Annotated in this window: 14 protein-coding genes; 6 read left to right on the top strand and 8 right to left on the bottom strand. The window is 63.2% G+C overall.

From position 1 onward, the window contains the following. Positions 1 to 96: 96 nt before the first annotated feature. From M5C01_RS25665 to M5C01_RS25645, 5 genes are all read left to right on the top strand, one after another. Positions 97 to 819, top strand: coding sequence for a response regulator transcription factor (locus M5C01_RS25665; RefSeq protein WP_152741393.1), 723 nt, complete (start codon positions 97 to 99; stop codon positions 817 to 819). Positions 820 to 1,045: 226 nt separating this feature from the next. After that, a complete protein-coding gene (locus M5C01_RS25660; RefSeq protein WP_152741392.1) occupies positions 1,046 to 2,488 on the top strand; it encodes an efflux transporter outer membrane subunit in 1,443 nt (480 codons plus the stop codon). Then, positions 2,485 to 3,690, top strand: coding sequence for an efflux RND transporter periplasmic adaptor subunit (locus tag M5C01_RS25655; protein WP_103495103.1), 1,206 nt, complete (start codon positions 2,485 to 2,487; stop codon positions 3,688 to 3,690). Before M5C01_RS25660 ends, M5C01_RS25655 begins: the two co-directional genes overlap by 4 nt. After that, positions 3,687 to 6,806: an efflux RND transporter permease subunit gene (locus M5C01_RS25650; protein ID WP_152741391.1), complete on the top strand. Its 3,120-nt coding sequence runs from the start codon at positions 3,687 to 3,689 to the stop codon at positions 6,804 to 6,806. The genes M5C01_RS25655 and M5C01_RS25650 overlap by 4 nt, the downstream gene beginning before the upstream one ends. A gap of 170 nt (positions 6,807 to 6,976) precedes the next feature. Then, positions 6,977 to 7,186 (top strand): hypothetical protein, encoded by a 210-nt coding sequence (locus tag M5C01_RS25645; RefSeq protein WP_103495101.1) that lies wholly within the window; start codon positions 6,977 to 6,979, stop codon positions 7,184 to 7,186. Between the two features lie 172 nt (positions 7,187 to 7,358). On the opposite strand, the gene M5C01_RS25640 is transcribed toward M5C01_RS25645, so the two are convergent. The 3 genes from M5C01_RS25640 to M5C01_RS25630 form a co-directional block, all read right to left on the bottom strand. Then, entirely contained in the window at positions 7,359 to 8,507 is a 1,149-nt protein-coding gene (locus tag M5C01_RS25640) for a PatB family C-S lyase (protein WP_152741390.1), read from the bottom strand. 92 nt (positions 8,508 to 8,599) lie between these two features. Then, positions 8,600 to 10,180 carry a sensor domain-containing diguanylate cyclase gene (locus tag M5C01_RS25635; protein ID WP_152741389.1) on the bottom strand — a complete coding sequence of 527 codons (1,581 nt, stop codon included), beginning with the start codon at positions 10,178 to 10,180 and terminating at the stop codon, positions 8,600 to 8,602. Between the two features lie 174 nt (positions 10,181 to 10,354). Continuing rightward, complete coding sequence (locus M5C01_RS25630; protein WP_152741388.1) at positions 10,355 to 11,980, bottom strand: NADP-dependent glyceraldehyde-3-phosphate dehydrogenase; 1,626 nt, start codon at positions 11,978 to 11,980, stop codon at positions 10,355 to 10,357. A gap of 177 nt (positions 11,981 to 12,157) precedes the next feature. Here M5C01_RS25630 and M5C01_RS25625 point away from each other — a divergent pair, with 177 nt between their 5' ends. Continuing rightward, a complete protein-coding gene (locus M5C01_RS25625; RefSeq protein WP_103495097.1) occupies positions 12,158 to 12,787 on the top strand; it encodes a LysE family translocator in 630 nt (209 codons plus the stop codon). Between the two features lie 149 nt (positions 12,788 to 12,936). On the opposite strand, the gene mrdA is transcribed toward M5C01_RS25625, so the two are convergent. The 5 genes from mrdA to M5C01_RS25600 form a co-directional block, all read right to left on the bottom strand. Then, complete coding sequence (mrdA, locus tag M5C01_RS25620) at positions 12,937 to 14,829, bottom strand: penicillin-binding protein 2 (protein WP_152741387.1); 1,893 nt, start codon at positions 14,827 to 14,829, stop codon at positions 12,937 to 12,939. 363 nt (positions 14,830 to 15,192) lie between these two features. Beyond that, positions 15,193 to 15,672 (bottom strand): hypothetical protein, encoded by a 480-nt coding sequence (locus tag M5C01_RS25615; protein WP_152741386.1) that lies wholly within the window; start codon positions 15,670 to 15,672, stop codon positions 15,193 to 15,195. 210 nt (positions 15,673 to 15,882) lie between these two features. Continuing rightward, positions 15,883 to 16,596 (bottom strand): ABC transporter ATP-binding protein, encoded by a 714-nt coding sequence (locus M5C01_RS25610; RefSeq protein ID WP_152741385.1) that lies wholly within the window; start codon positions 16,594 to 16,596, stop codon positions 15,883 to 15,885. Continuing rightward, positions 16,593 to 17,438 carry an ABC transporter permease gene (locus tag M5C01_RS25605; RefSeq protein ID WP_152741384.1) on the bottom strand — a complete coding sequence of 282 codons (846 nt, stop codon included), beginning with the start codon at positions 17,436 to 17,438 and terminating at the stop codon, positions 16,593 to 16,595. Before M5C01_RS25605 ends, M5C01_RS25610 begins: the two co-directional genes overlap by 4 nt. A gap of 34 nt (positions 17,439 to 17,472) precedes the next feature. Next, entirely contained in the window at positions 17,473 to 18,465 is a 993-nt protein-coding gene (locus M5C01_RS25600; protein ID WP_152741383.1) for an aliphatic sulfonate ABC transporter substrate-binding protein, read from the bottom strand. Between the last annotated feature and the right edge of the window lie 27 nt (positions 18,466 to 18,492).

Genomic DNA, 18,492 nt, shown 5'->3' with positions numbered 1-18,492 from the left:
TTGGTTGGTCGACCGGCATAGTGTGCCAAACCGGGTTTATCTGAAAGGTCGCGTCAATATGAAAAAAAGTTTAGCTGAACCAGCACGGAGCCGGTCTTGAGAATCCTGGTCATCGAGGATGACGCCAAGGCAGCCAGCTACCTGGTGCGTGGTCTCAATGAAAGCGGGCACGTCACCGATACCGTCGACGATGGCCGCAGTGGCCTGGACATGGCCCTGGAAAGGATCTACGACGCCTTGATCGTCGACCGCAAACTGCCGGGGCTGGACGGTCTTGCGTTGGTCCAGGAACTGCGGCGCCAGGGCTTGCGCACGCCGGTGCTGATGCTCAGCGCCCTGGATTCCACCGCCCAGCGGGTCGAAGGCTTGCGCGCCGGGTGTGATGATTACCTGGCCAAGCCCTATGCCTTTGTCGAGGTGCTTGCCCGGCTCGAAGCCTTGCAGCGTGGCCGTGATCCGGTGGTGGGATTGTCGCGGACCTTGCGGGTCGGCCGCCTGCAACTGGATTGCGCCGCGCGCACCGCCACCCGTGAAGGGCAGGTCATTGTCCTGCAGCAGCGCGAGTCGCTGATCCTGGAAAAGCTGATGCGCCACTGCGATGAAGTGGTGACCCGCAGCATGCTGCTGGAAAGCGCCTGGGACTATGACTTCGACCCCATCGACAACGTGATCGACAAACACATCTATCGGTTGCGCCGCAAACTGGATGCCGGCTTCAGCCATTCGCTGATCCAGACCGTGCCGGGGGTGGGCTATCGCTTGCTGCAGGACGGCGAAGACCCCCTTGATGCGCCACCGCGGTCAACGCCGCCTCTGTAGGAGCGAGCTTGCTCGCGATGGTCGTCCAGGCTCCGCTGGGTATCAGATGCCCCGCGTTATCGTTGACGTCCATCGCCAGCAAGCTGGCTCCTACAAGGAACCGCGTTCACATGATATTTACCTAAACTAAAATTTAGCTTTGGAGGAACGGGACGCGGGCCTGCGCCTGATAGCTTCGGAATCTGATCGATGGCTCTGCCACACAGGTTCTGGAGATATCCCGTAGATGCTTCTCACGCCGAGATTCGAGGCTTTTCATCCACCTCAGGCCCCAAGCCGACTGTTCCGCGCCCTGGCCTTGGCCGGCCTGACGCTGTTGAGTGGCTGCTCGCTGGTGCCGGGCTACCAGCAGCCGGCCTTGCCCCTGGCCCCGCAATGGTCGGCCAAGGACCCGTCCACCACTGCGGCCGACGCCGTGGGCGGGCCCTGGTGGCGTGAGTTCCACAGTGCCGAGCTCGATGGCCTGATTGCCCGTGGCCTGAACGACAACTACAGCCTCAAGGCCGCTGTGAGCCGGGTCGACCAGGCCCGGGCCATCGCCCAGGTGGCCGGCGCCGGGCAATACCCCAACCTGTCCCTGGGCGGCAACTACCAGCGCCAGAACAACTACGGCAGCACGAAAAAATCCAGCGTCTTTGCCGAGGCCACTTATGAAGTGGACTTCTGGGGCAAACAACGGGCCACCGCCGATTCCTCCCAGGCCCTGGCCAACGCCAGCCAGTTCGACGCCCAGACCCTGCGCATGACCCTCGGCGCGAGCATCGCCGACAGCTATTTCCAGGTCCTCTCGCTGCAAGACCGCGTGCGCCTGGCCCAGTCCATCGCCGCCGATGCCAGCCAGGTCCTCGATCTGGTGCAGGTGCAGGCCAGCCAGGGCGCGGTGTCGAGACTGGAAGTCGAACAGCAGCGCAATGCCCAGCAAACCTTCCAGGCCGCCGTGCCGCTGTTGCAACAGCAGCTCGACGCGGCCAAGTATCAACTGGCGACGCTGGTGGGCGTGCCGCCTGAAGGCTTCGAGGTCCAGCAAACCGGGCTCGATGCCCTCCAGGTGCCACAACCCAAGGTCGGCCTGCCCGTCGGCCTGGTGCGCCAACGCCCGGATATCCAGGCCGCAGAAGCGCGCCTGGTTTCAGCCAACTACGACGTCGGCGTGGCCCGGGCGGCGTTCCTGCCCAACCTTTCCCTGGACCTGCTCGGTGGTATCGACACCCTGGCCGGCGGGCATATCTGGAGCATCGTCGGCAACCTGACCCAGCCGGTGTTCAGCGGCGGCCAACTGACCGGACAACTGCACGCCGACCAGGCCCATGTGCGGGAACTGACCGCCAGCTATCGCGCCTCGATCATCGAAGCCCTGCGTGATGTGGAAACCCAGCTCAGCGCAGCGCGGCAACTGGACCAGGCCTACAGCCTGAACCAGGCCGCCGTCGGCTCCGCCCGCGAAGCCGCGCGCCTGGCCCAGGTTCGTTACCGCCTCGGCTCCACCGATTTCCAGACGCTGCTGGTGGTCGAGCGCACCCAGTACCAGGCCGAAGACAGCCTGTTGCAGGTGCGCCTCCAGCATCTGCAGGCCGCCGTCGGCCTGTTTCGCGCCATCGGCGGCGATTTCAGCGCGCCGACCCTGGCCGCCGCCACTCCTTCTTCTCCCTTTCAGGTCGTTCAGCCATGAAGCACTCACCCCAGGCGCCATCCCAACCTCGTCGTCTGCGCCTCGGCCTGCTGGTCGTCGCCATGCTCGGCGCTTCGCTGTTGATCAAGACCCAATGGATCGACCGCGTCCAGGCGGCACCGACAGCTCCTGTTGATAGCGCTATCCCGGTGGTGATGCAGGCGGCGGGGCAAAAGGATCTGCCGATCTGGATCGACGCCATCGGCAACGTCCAGCCCCTCAACACCGTCAATGTGCGGGTGCGGGTCGACGGCGAGCTGCAGAAAGTCCTGTTTACCGAAGGCCAGATGGTCAACGCCGGCAGTCAGTTGGCGCAGATCGATCCACGGGTCTACCAGGCACAGGTGGCCCAGGCCCAGGCGCTGGTCAGCAAGGACCAGGCGCAGTTGGCCAACCTCAAGGTCAACCTCGACCGGGCCAGCAAGCTGGCAGCGGCCAAGGCCGGCCCGACCCAGGATGTCGACACCTACCGGGCCCAGTTGGCGGCCCAGCAGGCCACGGTCCAGGCCGACCAGGCGGCCCTGGAGAATGCCCGCCTGCAACTGGCTTTCACCCGGATCGACGCGCCGTTCACCGGCCGGACCGGGCAACGCCTGCTGGACGTCGGTTCGATTGTCCACGGCACCGATGCCACGGGCCTGGTGACCCTGACGCAGATGGACCCGATCTCGGTGGCCTTCGCGGTGTCCCAGGACGACCTGGCGCGGATCCTCAAGGAAAACGCCGTGGCCCCCTTGCAGGTGCTCGCCATGAGCCGCGACGGCCATCAGCAACTGGCGAGCGGCTCCCTGAGCTTTATCGACAGCCAGGTGATCGCCGCCAGCGGGCAGATCCAGCTCAAGGCGCAATTTCACAATGCCGGCCAGCAGCTCTGGCCCGGCCAACTGGTGGGCGCGCGTCTGCTGGTGAATACCCAGAAGGCCGTCACCGTGGTGCCGGCCAATGCGGTGCAGCAAGGGCAGAAGGGCGACTTCGTCTATGTGGTCAATGCCGACCAGCGGGTCGAGCCACGGCAGGTGACGGCGGCGACGGTGGTCGACGGCCAGCAGTGGATCAAGGACGGCCTGGCGCCGGGTGAAGTGGTGGTGGTCCAGGGCCAGTCGCGGATCGCCCCCGGGCTCAAGGTCAAGCCGGTCAGCCTGGACACGGGCCCAGCGGCACCTGAGGTGGCGTTGAGCGGCAGCGCCGGAGGCAAGCCATGAACCTGCTCGCCGGTCTGATCCAGCGCCGCACGGGCCTGTGCCTGCTGGCCCTGGGGGTGATGCTGCTGGGCACTTTTGCCTATTTTCAACTGCCGGTGGCGCCGTTGCCGACGGTGGACTTTCCCACCATCCAGGTCACCGCCAAGCTCTCCGGGGCCAGCGCCGAAACCATGGCGACCTCGGTGGCGACGCCGCTGGAACGGGCCTTCGCCGCCGTGCCCCAGGTCACCTCGATGACCTCCTCGAGTTCCTCGGGCAAGACCCAGATCGTCCTGCAGTTCGACCTGTCGCGTAATATCGACGGCGCGGCCCAGGACGTGCAGACGGCGATCAACACCGCCAGCGCGACCTTGCCGAAAACCATGACCAGCACGCCGACCTTCAACAAGGTCAACCCGGCGGAGTTCACCGTGCTGTCCCTGGCCCTGACCTCGCCGACGCGGACCTTGCCGGAGCTGGATCGCTACGCCGACAACTACCTGGCCCAGCGCCTGTCGCAGATGCCCGGCGTCGGCCTGGTGGATTTCCATGGCGAGCAGAAGCCGGCGGTGCGCATCCAGATCGACCCGGATGCCCTGGCGGCCCGTGGCCTGACCCTGGAGGAAGTGCGCAGCATCGTCGGCCTCAGCACCCTCGATCAACCCAAGGGCAACCTCAACGGCCAGTATCGCTCGGTGACCCTCGATGCCACCGACCAACTGCTCGACCCCAAGGGTTATCGCGAACTGGTGGTGGCCTACAAGGCCGGGGTTCCGATCAAGCTCGGCGACCTGGGCCGGGTCATCGATGGTGCCGAGGACACCCAGCAGGCCGCCGGTATCGACGGCCAGCCGACGGTGATCGTCGACATCCACAAGCAGCCGGGCTTCAACGTGCTGTCGACCATCGCCAATATCAAGGCCAGCCTGCCGGCCCTGACCGCGTCCTTGCCCCGGGATGTGCAGGTCCAGGTGGTCGGCGACCGCACCCAGACCATCAATGCCTCGGTCAACGACGTGCAGTTCACCTTGCTGCTGTCCATCGCCCTGGTGGTCGTGGTGATCTTCGTGTTCCTGCGCAAGGCCACGGCGACCCTGATCCCGACCCTGACCATCCCGCTGTCGCTGGTGGCGACCTTTGCCGTGATGTACCTGCTGGGCTACAGCCTGGACAACCTGTCGATCATGGGCCTGGCGATTGCCGTCGGCTTCGTGGTGGACGACGCCATCGTGGTCATGGAAAACATCGTCCGCCACCTGGAAATGGGCAAGTCGCGGATCCAGGCGGCGGTGGACGGTTTGCGCGAGGTGGGTTTCACCATTGTCTCGATGACCGTGTCGCTGATCGCGGTGTTCCTGCCGATCCTGTTGATGGGCGGCATCGTCGGGCGGCTGATGCGTGAGTTCGCGGTGACGGTCAGCGTGGCGATCCTGATGTCCGGCGTGGTCTCCCTGACCGTGACACCGATGCTCTGCGCCTGGTTGCTCAAGCCGGAACACGAGTCGCGCCCGAGCCGTTTCGGCGATGCCTGCGAGGCGGTCTACAACCGGATTCACGAGGGCTACCGACGCAGCCTGGAGTGGGTGCTCGATCACCAGCGCCTGACCCTGGCCGTGGCGGTCGCCACCTTCGTCGCCACGGCCATGCTCTACCTGTATATCCCCAAGGGCTTTTTCCCGCAGCAGGACACCGGCCTGATCCAGGGCGTCGCCGAAGCCGCCTCGGATATCTCGCCGGAGGCCATGCGCCAGCGCGTTGCGCTGCTGGCCGATATCGTCAGCGCCGACCCGGCGGTGGCCAAGGCCTATTACTGGATCGGCCCCAACCCGACGGTCAGCCAGGGCCGGGTGATGGTCAACCTCAAGCCGTTCGACCAGCGCACGGCCAGCGCCCAGCAGGTGATCGCGCGCTTGCAGCCGGCCCTCGACAAGGTCCAGGGCATCAAACTGTTCCTGCAAGCCAACCAGGATATCCAGATCGGCGGCCGGGCCAGCAAGACCCAGTACCAGTACACCTTGCAGGACCCGGACAGCCAGGAGCTGGACCATTGGAGCGGGTTGCTGCTGGACCGTCTCAAACAGTTGCCGCAACTACGCAATGTCACCTCCGACCAACAGCGCGCCGCCCCCCAGGCGACCCTGGTGATCGACCGGCCCTCGGCGGCGCGGTTGGGGGTCAATGTGCAGGCGATCGACGACGTGCTCTATGACGCCTTCGGCCAACGGCAGATCGCGACCATGTTCACCCAGCTGGACCAGAACCACGTCATTCTCGAACTCGATCCGCGCTGGCAGATGTCCATCGACACCCTCAAGCACCTGTATGTGCGTTCGACCACCGGGGGCATGGTGCCGCTGGATATGCTGGCGAGTATCCGCAACGAGCTGGCGCCGATCATCATCAACCACCAGGGTGTGTTCCCGGCCATTACCCTGTCGTTCGACCTGGCCCCGGGGCAGGCCTTGAGCGATGCGGTCAACGCCATCGAGAAGGCTTCGCTGGCGGTGGGCCTGCCGGACACGGTGTCGGGGAGTTTCCAGGGCACCGCCCAGGCCTTCAAGGACTCGCTCAAGTCGCAACCCTGGCTGATCCTGGCGGCGATCCTGACGGTCTATATCGTTCTCGGGGTGCTCTATGAAAACGCCATCCATCCGCTGACGATCATTTCCACCTTGCCCTCGGCCGGCTTCGGCGCCTTGTTGGCGTTGATCATCTGCGGGCAGGACCTGTCGGTGCTGGGCATGATCGGGATCATCCTGCTGATCGGCATCGTCAAGAAGAACGCGATCATGATCGTCGACTTCACCCTGGAGGCCGAGCGTGGTGGCATGGCGCCGCGAGAGGCGGTGCATGAGGCCTGCCTGCTGCGCCTGCGGCCGATCCTGATGACTTCGCTGGCGGCGCTGCTCGGTGCCGTGCCCCTGGCCTTCGGGCACGGCGCGGGTTCGGAATTGCGTCAGCCCCTGGGGATCGCCATTGTCGGCGGGTTGGCGGTGTCGCAACTGCTGACGCTCTACACCACGCCGGTGGTCTACCTGTGGTTCGACCGGTTGCGCGGGCAAAAAAAAGCCCGCAACGAAGGCGAGCTGAATCAAGTTGAAACGAGGAGTGAATCCATCCTAGAGGGGCAGAAGTGAAATCGGCGTGAAAGGCCCGGCCAGGAAAATGAAAGTTTCGTGACCGGGTGGTCATTCGTCGGAACCTTGCCCCAGGGGCTGCGTGTCGCTGCCGGTCGACTACGCTCAATATTTTTGAAGCCGCCGGGGATTTGCCGGTGGGGATCAATTATGTTGATGAGGAGATGGCTATGAAGGATGCGTACATTTACGACAACGGGGATGAGTTTCCGATCAACAATCGGCTGCGTTGCGGCCAGACGGCCTATGTGGCGGAGTTTGGTGGGGAGGTGCCGGTCGAGGCGGCTGAGGTCAAGTCCGTGAGGCCCGCGCCGACGCTGCTGGTCAAGCCACCGTATTTTCCCAAGGCGGCCAAACCGCGCCTGAAAAAACACGCCTGACCCCGTTCAGCCAGGTCTGAACACGGTCCCTGTAGGAGCCGGCTTGCTGGCGATGGCGGTATTCCAGGCGACGGCGATGTCGACCATCGGATCGCATCGCCAGCAAGCCGGCTCCTACAGGTTGTGTGGTGTCTTCAAGAGCCCATTTCCGTAGTTGGCCGGCATCGCGCTTTCAGCGCCGACGCAAACTCTGCTCCATCCGGCTGATGCCTTCCTCCAGCAAGGCCCTCGGGCAACCGAAGTTCAAGCGCACGAACTGCTGCGCGTTGTCGCCAAACTCGATCCCCGCGCTCAACCCCACCTTGGCCTCTTCGAGGAAAAACCGGTATGGGTCCGCAAGCCCCAACGCGCTGCAATCGAGCCAGGCCAGGTAAGTCCCTTGAGCCGGGTGCAGGACCACACCCGGCAACCGGGTTTCCACCGCGTGTTGCAGGTAGTCGCGGTTGGCCTGCAGGTATTGCACCAGGCCAGCGAGCCACGGCCCGCACTCGGTGTAGGCCGTGCAGGTGGCTTCCAGCCCCAGGGCATTGACGCTGTCGACCATCCCCCCGCGTGCCGCGTTGAAGCGCTCGCGTACCGCCGGATCCTGGACAATGGCGTAAGCCGTCTTCAGCCCGGCGATGTTATAGGCCTTGCTCGCCGACATCAGGGTGATGGTGCGCCTGGCGATCTCCGGGCTCAGGGAGGCGATCGGTACATGACGACGGCCATCGAAGCAGAGGTCGGCATGGATCTCGTCGCTGATAATCAGCGCGCCCTGTTCCAGGCAGATATCCGCCACCTGTTGCAGTTCTTCCCGGGGGAAGACCTTGCCCAGCGGGTTGTGCGGGTTGCTCAGCAGCAGCGCGCCGCCGCCTTGCAAGGCGGTACGCAGGGCACCGAAGGGCGTGACATAGTCACCCTGGACATCGCGCTCGAACGCCAGCTCGACTTTCGGCAGGTTCCAGTGACCCGGCGCCAGGCGCAGCGGGCGGTAGTTGGGCGTCTGCACCACGACGTTCTGGCCCGGTTGCACAAACGCGCGCAGCGCCATGTTGAAACCCGGTTCGACCCCTGGGAGGAAAATCAGCTCCTGGGGCTCCACGTACCAGGCGTACTTGGCCCGGAGGTCGGCGACGATGGCCAGGCGCAGGGCGTCCTGGGCCACGCTGTAACCCAGTTGCGGGTGTTCCAGGCGTTTGTGCAGGGCTGCGGTGATCGCGTCCGCCACTGGCAGGTCCATATCGGCCACCCACATGGGCAGGACGTCGGCCGGGTAGCGGCTCCACTTGGTGCTGCCAGTGTCGCGGCGGTCGATCAGCGTGTCGAAGTTGAAGGTCATGCTGGTGGTCAAACTCGAAAGAAATCCCCGAAAGCGTCGGGTGTTCGTGGCCTGGGACGGCGGTCCGATGCGTGTCGCCAGGGGGCGTCAGTCTAACTGTTCGGCATATCCGGTGGGATCTCGTCATCGCTGCGCACCACTCGGTTGCGCCCGCTATCCTTGGCCCGATAGAGGGCCTGGTCCGCCGCCTGGAGCACCTGGCTCACGGTCTGCCCGCCCTGGGGCCAGCCGGCCACGCCCAGGGAGATGGTCACCGGGATGCCGTTCGGGCTTTCGGTATAGGCCATCGTCGCCCGCAAACGCTCGGCCACCAGGGCCGCCTGGGCCAGTGGCGTGGAGGGCAGCAGCATAAGGAACTCCTCGCCACCCTGGCGGCAGAGCACGTCGCTTTCCCGGGAGTGGCGGCGGATCTGCTGGGCCAGGTGTTGCAGCACCAGGTCGCCGGCGCTGTGCCCATAGCTGTCGTTGACCTGCTTGAAGTGGTCGATATCCAGGGCGATCAGAGAGAACGGCTGGCGGCGGCTTTCCCAGTCGTCGAGGATCAATTGCAGGCCACGGCGGTTGGTCAGGCTGGTCAGAGGGTCGGTGACGCTTTCCTGGTTGAGCTTGCCCAACTGCTGGTGCAGTGACATCAACGCTTTCTGCATGGTGTTCTTCAGCTGGGCGGCTTCGTAGTACCAGGCCCGCACCTTGCTCACCGACTGGGCGGCGGTAGATGAACCCCAATACTGCGTGGTATTGGCCAGTTGCCAGAGCGGTTTGCTGATCAGTGTCGAAATCCACCAGATACCCAGCAACGACAGGAGCAACAGCGGCACGGCGTAACCGGCGACTTCCAGCATCAACCGCTGCAGGCCTTCCAGAGTGATGGCGGTAGGCCGCTGGCTGATCACGCCCCAGCCGATCCGCGGCACCGGGGCATAGCCGGTGAGCATGTCGACGCCCTTGGAGTTTTTCAATCTCAGGCTGCCGGTTTCGCCGGCGATCACCGCGTCGATGGCCGGGTTGCCCTTGATCACGTCGCCGACCCGCGCCGGGTCCTGGTGATAGATCAACTGGCCCTGGGGGTCGACCACATAGAGGTAGGAGCCGTCACGGTAGTATTGTTCGCCCAGCAGTGAGTGGAGGATGTTCGGTTCGTTGAGGTAGATACCGGCGCCCAGGTAGCCGAGGTAGTTGCCATCAGCGTCGAAGATCGGATGCGAGATCTGGATCATCAGGTGATTGTTGGCCCCGACATAGGGGCTGGAAATATAGGGTTGGCGCGCCAGGCTGGCCTGGCGAAAGCCTTCGCTTGCGGAAAAGGTGCCGGTCAGGTTCATCGAGGTGGGCGAGGAGGCGATGATCTTGCCGTCCGCGCGGATGACGATCACCGAGTTGAAGCTGCCGGTCTGGCGGCGCAGTCGGTGCGCTTCCTGCCACAGTTGGTCCGGCTGGTCCCAGATCGCGGGGAGCAGTTCGCTGCTGAAGGCCAGTTGCTGCTGGGTCGACTTGAGGAAGTTGTTGGTGGTGTTGGCCAGCTTCAGGGCATAGATCCGATTGGCTTCCAGGGTCTGTTCCATCAGGAAGTTGCGCTGGGTCTGGTAGCTGGCGAAGAAAAGATTGCCGGCCGTCAGGGTGACGGCGGAAAGCGACAGCAACAGGATCAATCGGCGGAGGTCGATGCGTGGCATGGATTTCTTATGAAAATAATGGCGGGCCCGGGCAGCCTGAGGAGCAATGATAGATCAGAGCGCTCGGCAGCCCTAGCCCAGGCATGAAAATCCCGTGCCATTGCGCCCCTGTAGGAGCCAGCAAGCCGGTTCCTACGGGGGGACCGGTTTCCAGGCCGCGCCGCCCGGGTGGCGTCAGAAGATGTAATCGGTGGTCAGGAAGGTCGACTCGCGGTTATGGATGATATCGCTGATCAGCGCCTTGTTGCTGTCCTGGAATTTGGTGGCCACCAGGGTGCGGATCGAAAACACCCGCAAGGCATCGTGCACCGAGAGCGTTCCTTCGGCCGAGTTCTTGCGTCCGTTGAACGGGTAGGTGTCCGGGCCGCGTTGGCACTGGGCATTGATATTGATCCGTCCGACCTGGTTGGCGAAGGTGTCCACCAGCCGACCGACCTGGGCGGGATCGGTGCCGAAAATGCTCAACTGCTGGCCGAAATCCGACTCCAGCACATAGTCGATCACGGTTTCCAGGTCCCGGTAGGGCACGATGGGCACCACCGGGCCGAACTGTTCTTCCTGATACACGCGCATTCCCGCGTTCACCGGGTAGAGCACCGCCGGATAGAAGAACGAGGCGCGGGTCTGGCCGCCATTGGGATTGATCACCCTGGCGCCCTTGTCCTGGGCGTCGGCGACCAGGGCCTTGAGGTACTCGATCTTGCCGGCTTCCGGCAGGGGCGTCAGCGCCACGCCATTGTCCCAGGGCATGCCCGGCACCAGGCTTTGCACCTTGCGGTTGAATTTCTCGATAAAACCTTCGACCACGTCCTCGTGCACGAACAGGATCTTCAGCGCGGTGCAGCGTTGGCCGTTGAACGACAATGAGCCGGTGACGCATTCGTTGACCGCGTTGTCCAGGTCGACCTCGGGCAGCACGATGGCCGGGTTTTTCGCATCCAGGCCCAGGGCCGCACGCAGGCGGTGGGGCTTGGGATGGAGTTTCTTCAGGTCGCTGGCGGCCTTGTTGGTGCCGATAAAGGCGAAGATATCGATCTTGCCGCTGGCCATCAGCGCACTGACGGTTTCCCGGCCGCTGCCATAGATCACGTTGATCACCCCGGCCGGGAAGCTGTCGCGGAAGGCCTCCAGCAGCGGGCGAATCAGCAGCACGCCGAGCTTGGCCGGCTTGAACACCACGGTGTTGCCCATGATCAGTGCCGGGATCAGGGTGGTGAAGGTTTCGTTCAGTGGGTAGTTGTAGGGGCCCATGCACAGGGCCACGCCCATGGGCACGCGGCGGATCTGACCGAGGGTGTCCTGCTCCAGCTCGAAGCGGCTGGAACGGCGGTCGAGTTCTTTCAGCGCATTGATGGTGTCGACGATGTAGTCGCAGGTGCGGTCGAATTCCTTCTCGGAATCCTTGAGGTTCTTGCCGATCTCCCACATCAGCAGCTTGACCACTGCTTCGCGCTGTACGCGCATGCGCCGCAGAAAGGTTTCGACATGCTGGATGCGCTCGGCCACGCGCATTGTCGGCCATTCGCCCTGGCCGCGGTCATAGGCGTGAACCGCGGCGTCGAGGGCGGTGAGGGCGGTCTCGGCATCCAGCAGCGGCGTGCTGCCGAGGATCACCTGCTCATCACCGTGGGCGGTGGCGAGGTACACCGGGCTACGCACCTGGGCCAGCGGGCCGTCCCACGTGCGCAAGGTGCCGTCGACCAGGTATTCGCGTTGCTCCAGCTGGCCTTCGAATCGGTACTTTTCCGGGATGTCCGCGGCGGCGGGAAACAGTGAGTCGAGCAGCTTCTGGTCGGTCATGGGGCGATCACCCTGTCTGATGGAAAGGACGCTGAAACGCTTCAGTGCTTGAGCCTGTTTTATCACGAAACAGCTTAGTCGCGTCCAGCGCAAACGACGGGCTGGCGTATCGGCGGTTGAAGCGCGGCGGGGCTGGCCGCAGAATGACGCTTATTTTTCATTTTCAAGGCGACCTTCATGACGCTGGCAACGTTGCTCCTGTTCCTGATCAGCTCGGCGGCGATCATCGCCATGCCCGGCCCGACGGTGCTGCTGGCTTTGCACAACGGTTCCAACCACGGTGTGCGGGCGGCGGCCTGGGGCATGGGCGGGGCGGTGTTGGCCGATGCGCTGCTGGTGACGGCGGTGGCCTGTGGCCTGGGGATTTTGCTGCAGGCCAGCGAGACGTTGTTCCAGGCAGTGAAGTGGCTGGGGGCGGCATATCTGGTCTGGCTGGGCTGGAAGATGTTTCGTTCGACCGGGACCCTGGCCGAACTGCCGGTTGAGCAGGGTTCGAAGCGCTCCGTCGGCTTGTTCATGCGCTGTTTCGTGGTGGCGCTGACCAATCCCAAGGCGCTGCTGTTCATGTCGGCGTTCCTGCCGCAATTTATCGACAGTACACAGCCGCAGTTGCCGCAATATGCGCTGCTGGCCATGGTGCTGACCTTGCTCAATGTCAGCATCATGTTGTTTTACGCGTTGTGCGGGGCGCGCTTGTTGAGTCGCTTGCAGGGCGGGCATCTGCGGGCATTCAACCGGGTGACGGGTGGGTTGTTGATGACCTTGGGTGGGGTGTTGGCGTTTTATCGGCGGGGGGCTGCGGCCTGATGAGTAGAGGTGTTCTCAAGGGCCTCTTCGCGGCGGTGCGGCGTCCCGACAAGCTCCGCTCCCACAGGTTCTGTGTCGTACGCATTATTTGAGTTCGACTCGAACAGTGTGGGAGCGGAGCTTGCCCGCGAAGAGGCCAGTAGTCTCAACTAAACCTTGGGATCCTCATGGGGCTTGAGCGGCCGCGCATACTCCGGCTTGAGCTTGCCATCCTTGTCCAGCAGCCAGGCATCAAGAATCTCCCGTACCACGGGCCCGGCGACCCGGCCACCGGCCTCGCCGTTCTCGATCATCACCGAAATCACGATCTGCGGATCTTCCGCCGGGGCAAAACCGACGAACAAGGCGTTGTCGCGATTACGCTCCGAGGTCTTCAAGCGGTCATAACGCTCCCCCTGCTTGATCGCCACCACCTGCGCCGTGCCGCTCTTGCCGGCAATGCGATACTGCGCACCCACCGCCGCCGCCCGGGCGATACCGCGCGGATCGTGCATCACCAACTGCATGGCGTAGTTGACCTGTTCCCACTGCCGGGGGTCATGCAGCACGATATTGGGAATCGGATTCTGGTCCACCGGCGGCACCTGGCCGATGCTCCGGGCCAGGTGCGGACGATTCCACACGCCCTTGTTGGCGATCAGGGTCGTGGCCTGGGCCAGTTGCAGCGGCGTGACCTGCATATAGCCCTGGCCGATGCCGAGGATCACCGTCTCGCCGGGGAACCAGGCCTGGCGCCGGGTCGTGCGTTTCCACTCGCGTGACGGCATCAGCCCTGGCGATTCCTCGAACATGTCCAGGGAGACCTTCTGGCCGACGCCGAACTTGTTCAGGTAATCGTGCAGGCGGTCGATGCCCAGCTTGCTCGCCAGGTCATAGAAGTAGGTGTCGTTGGAACGCATGATCGCCGCGTTCAGGTCGACCCAACCGTCGCCGCTGTGGTTCCAGTTGCGGTATTTGTGCTCGACATTGGGCAACTGGAAGTAACCGGGGTCGAACACCCGGGTGCTGGGGGAGATAACCCCGCTGTCCAGGCCGGCGATGGCCACTTCCGGCTTGATGGTCGAGCCCGGCGCGTAGAGCCCGCGCAGGGCGCGGTTGAACAGCGGACGGTCGAGGGAATCGCGCAGGGCCGAATAGTCCTTGGCGCGGATTCCGGTGACGAACAGGTTCGGATCGAAGCTCGGTTTGCTGACCATCGCCAGCACTTCGCCGGTCTTCGGATCGATGGCGACCACTGCGCCACGACGGTCTCCGAGGGCCTTCTCGGCGGCTTCCTGCAGATTGATATCGAGGCTCAGGACGATGTTCTTGCCGGGAATCGGATCGGTGTGCTTGAGCACCCGCATCACCCGGCCCTGGGCGTTGGTCTCGACTTCCTCGTAGCCGACATGGCCGTGAAGTTCGTTTTCGTAGAACCGCTCGATGCCGGTCTTGCCGATGGACTGGGTGCCCCGGTATTCCACCGGGTCCAGTTGCTTGCTTTCCTTTTCGTTGATCCGCCCGACGTAACCCACCGAATGGGCGAAGTGATCGCCCAACGGGTAATGACGGACAAACTGCGGCTCGACCTCGATGCCCGGCAGCTTGAACTCGTTTACCGCCAGCAGGGCGATCTGCTGTTCGGTCAGTTCATAGAGCAGGGTCACCGGCTCGAACGGGTGGCGCGACTGCTTGAGGACCTTGGTGAACATCGACCGGTCTTCTTCCGGCAGGTTGAGCACGTTCATCACCGTGTCCAGCACTTGGCCGACATCACCGGCGCGTTCGCGGGTCAGGGTCATGTTGAAGCTGGGCTGGTTGTCGGCAAGCACCTGGCCGTTGCGATCGAGGATGAACCCGCGTTCCGGCGGGATCGGCAGGACGTGGACGCGGTTGTTTTCCGAGACGGTGGAGTTATAGGAAAACTCGGTCACCTGGAGGAAATACAGGCGGGCGACCAGGCTGCCGGCCAGCCCCAGGACCAGGATGCCGCAGGCCAGCAAGCGCTTGTTGACCAGGCGCTTTTCGTTCTCGTGATCCTTGATATGAATGGGATCGGTCATGAGGAACCTGTGTTGTGCAAAGAAAATTGAATATGAACGGAGCTGCTAAGAGAGAAAATGTATAGGTGGCTATTTAAATCGGCGCACACGATACCAAGAAGCGCCCGCTTTCGGGGCTTTATTGACGGTTGATCCGCCAAAAGGTTTGGACGACGGGACTGGATCGGTGAAGTCGATCTTCCGTCGATTTGTCGGAAAGTGCCAGAGGAGGTGCTTGTTTAGCCCGTGGGGGGTAGGGTGATTGTAAGTAGGTCGATACAAATGAGCGAAACGAAAGGGCGGGCACTCCGTTCCGGGAGTAAGTCGAGCCCGCTTTTTTTGGCCGGGGAGCTCTTGATCAACGGTGCTTGCTGATGTGCTCGTTCATACTTGCAGATTATCTCTTGTCATCCTGAAGTGCCCTTTTGGAGCCAGGCGCAACGCTCGATAGACACTTTCAAATCGACCGTCGATCGTCCCTGTTTCCAGATCGAGAGACAGTGTCGTTTCTCCGGCGTCGGCTGCAACCGTCTGGACGCCATAAAAACCTTCCGGCGCAGGAATCGAATAGGTATGGCCCATCGATAGCAACTTATGATCACCCAACTTGAGCGTTATATTCTCGAAAGGGCCTCGTTGGTAGTCGATGATGATTTGGAAGTAGAAGTAGTTTTCTTGTTCGGGTGTTCCCGTCGAGCCGGAAAGCGCCCAGTACCTCTGACCCGAACCAGGGGGGAACTCGCCCAAGCCGAAACTCGTTCTTTCTGCGTAAGTCTCTGGCCCGTTATCAATGCGCCAGACGAATCTGCCAGCGTGCTGGGGGGAATGTCCTTTTTTGGGAAGATAGAGAATGGAGGGTTCCATGGCAATGTCCTTTTATAGGCATAATAAGAAGTAGGGTCGGTTATCCGACCCTGAGCAAGTTAGTGCCGATAGAGGTTGGCCGTCTACTGTCAAAAGTGACAGGTTTAAAAAGAGCGAAGTTTATATCCGTTGGATATTAAGGCCGGACAGTAAGGGCAGTAACTTGCTGTTCTCTGGCACCCGAGGCCCTATCATTGATAGCCCATTGGGCTAGATCACATGGGCCTGCTGCAGCTCGGTCAGGGCACGGGCCTTGAGCTCTGCCAGCAATGGCGTCCGTCGATCACGGGGGTGGGCCAGCTTCACCGACAGTTCCTGACGAATCGAGCCGGGACGGTTGCCCATGACCAATACCCGGTCACTCAGGTACAGCGCCTCGTCGATATCGTGGGTCACCAGCAACAGGGCGATGGCGTGGCGGTCGGCCAGTTGCAACAACAGATCCTGCAGTTTCATCCGGGTGAAGGCATCCACCGCGCTGAAGGGTTCGTCGAGCAGCAGGATCCGTGGTTTGGAATACAATCCCCGGGCAATCGCCACGCGCTGGGCCATGCCGCCGGAGAGGGCCTTGGGCAGCGCCTGGGCGAAACCGCCGAGTCCGACTTCCTCGATCAGTTGCGCGACCCAGGCCCGGTCGTAGTGGTCGTCTTCGCTGAAACCGATGTTCTGTTCCACCGTCAGCCAGGGCATCAGCCGGGGTTCCTGGAACACGAAGGCGATCTCCGCGGTGTGTTGTTGCAGCGTGCCTTGAAAGTCCTTCTCCAGCCCGGCGACGATCCGCAACAAGGTGCTTTTGCCGCAGCCGCTGGGGCCCAGCAGGCTCACGGTTTCCCCGGCCGCCAGCTCAAGGCTCAGGTGTTCCAGCACCCTGTGCCGGGCGAACGTCTTGCGTTCCACATGAATGTGCAACAAGGTCTCGCTCATGTCCGTCGCTCCGCGTCTTCGCCTGTGAAGGTATCGCGCCAGGCCAGGAAGCGTCTTTCCAGGCCCGCCAGTACGCCGTCGCTCAATTTGCCCAGCACCGCCAGGACGATGATGGCCGCCAGCACGATATCCGGCCGTGAGGTTTCCCGACCATCACTGAGCAGATAGCCCAGGCCCTTGGTCGCGGCGATCAGCTCGGCCGCCACCAGAAACATCCAGGCCAGGCTCATGCCGCTGCGCAGACCGGTGAACAGGCCGGGCAGGGCGGCGGGCAGGAGGATGCGACGGACCAGGCGATAACGACTGAATCCGAGCATTTGCCCGACTTCCACCAGCTTGCGGTCGATGTCGCGAATGGCCGCCACGCCATTGAGGTACACCGGGAAAAACGCACCGATGGCAATCAGCACGATTTTCGAGGTTTCGTCGATGCCCAGCCACAACAACAGCAGCGGCACCCAGGCCAGGCTCGGGATCGAGCGCAAGCCGGCGAAGGTGGGCTCCAGGTAGGCTTCGGCTTCCCGGCTCAAGCCGACCCAGGCGGCAAACACCAGGGCCAGGCTGGTGCCGATGGCAAAGCCGAGCAATACCCGCAGCAGGCTGGCGCTGATATGTTTCCACAAGGCGCCTTCGGCCAGGTCCCGCAGGGTCAGGACGATTTCGCTAGGCGCCGGCATCTGGTAGGACGGTATCCAGCCGACCCGTACCACCACTTCCAGCACGACAATAATCGCCACCGGCACGGCCAGGCCCTTGAGATTGCGTTTCCAGCGGCGCGCGCGCAGGGGGCCGCGCGCGGATATCGGGAGGAGCGCGGGGAGGGATTTGCTCTTGCTGGTCATGGGCACTCCTGACGCGGACCCTGGGCGAGGCGATTCACTGCTGGGCGACAGCGGCGTTGTTGAAGCGGGTGTCGATCAACTGGTCGATCACTTGATCGACGTTGACGCCACGGCGCACCAGTTCCTCGGAGACCAGGATCGGCGCCGCCGCTTTTGACGACACCAGGTCTGGCGGGCCGAGGCGGGCATTGCTCAGGTCGGTACGTGACAGTTGCAATTGGGCGACGTCCAGCGGCAGGCCGGATTCGGTCGCCAGCAATTGGGCCAGTTCCTGGGGATTGTGCAGTGCCCAGTCACGGGCTTTTTCATAGGCGGCTAACACCGTTTCAATGGCTTTCGGATGTTCCTTGGCGTAGGTCTCGGTGACGCTGATCACGCCGTAGCTGTTGAAGGCGGGATTGCGATAGAGCAGGCGGGAGCCGGCCTGGATCTGGCTGGCGGCCATGTGCGGGTCGAGCCCGGCCCAGGCGTCGACATCACCTTTTTCCAGGGCGGTGCGACCGTCCGGGTGTTGCAGGTGGACCAGTTCCACGTCGTCCTTGCTCAGGCCGGCCTGTTGCAGGCTGCGCAAGGTGAAGAGATACGGGTCGGTGCCCTTGGTGGCGGCGATCTTCTTGCCCTTGAGGTCGGCGAGGGTCTTGTAGGGCGAGTCCTTGCGCACCAGCAGCGCGGTCCATTCGGCGCGGCTGTAGACATAGACCGATTTGATCGGACTGCCGTTGGCGCGGCTGAGCACCGCCGCCAGACTGGCCGAGGAGGCAAAGTCGACGCCGCCGCTGTTCAGGTATTCCAGGGAACGGTTGCTGCCCTGGCTGAAGACCCAGGTGACCTTGGTCTGGGGCAGGGCTTTTTCCAGCCAGCCGAAATGCTTGAGCACCAGGCTGACGGGGGAGTAGTAGGCATAGTCCAGGTGGACTTCGGCCGGGACGGTTTCGGCGGCCTGGGCCAGGGGTTGCAGGCCCAGCGCCAGCGCCGCGGCGGCGGCCAGCAGGCGGGCGACCTGGGTGATCGGATTGAGGGATTTCATCGGGTGCTCCAGGGAGAGGGACTGCGG

The organism is Pseudomonas sp. MWU12-2319 (assembly GCF_023242525.1).
Classification (GTDB): Bacteria; Pseudomonadota; Gammaproteobacteria; order Pseudomonadales; family Pseudomonadaceae; genus Aquipseudomonas; species Aquipseudomonas gingeri_D.
This window is presented reverse-complemented; position numbering and strand designations above follow the sequence as displayed.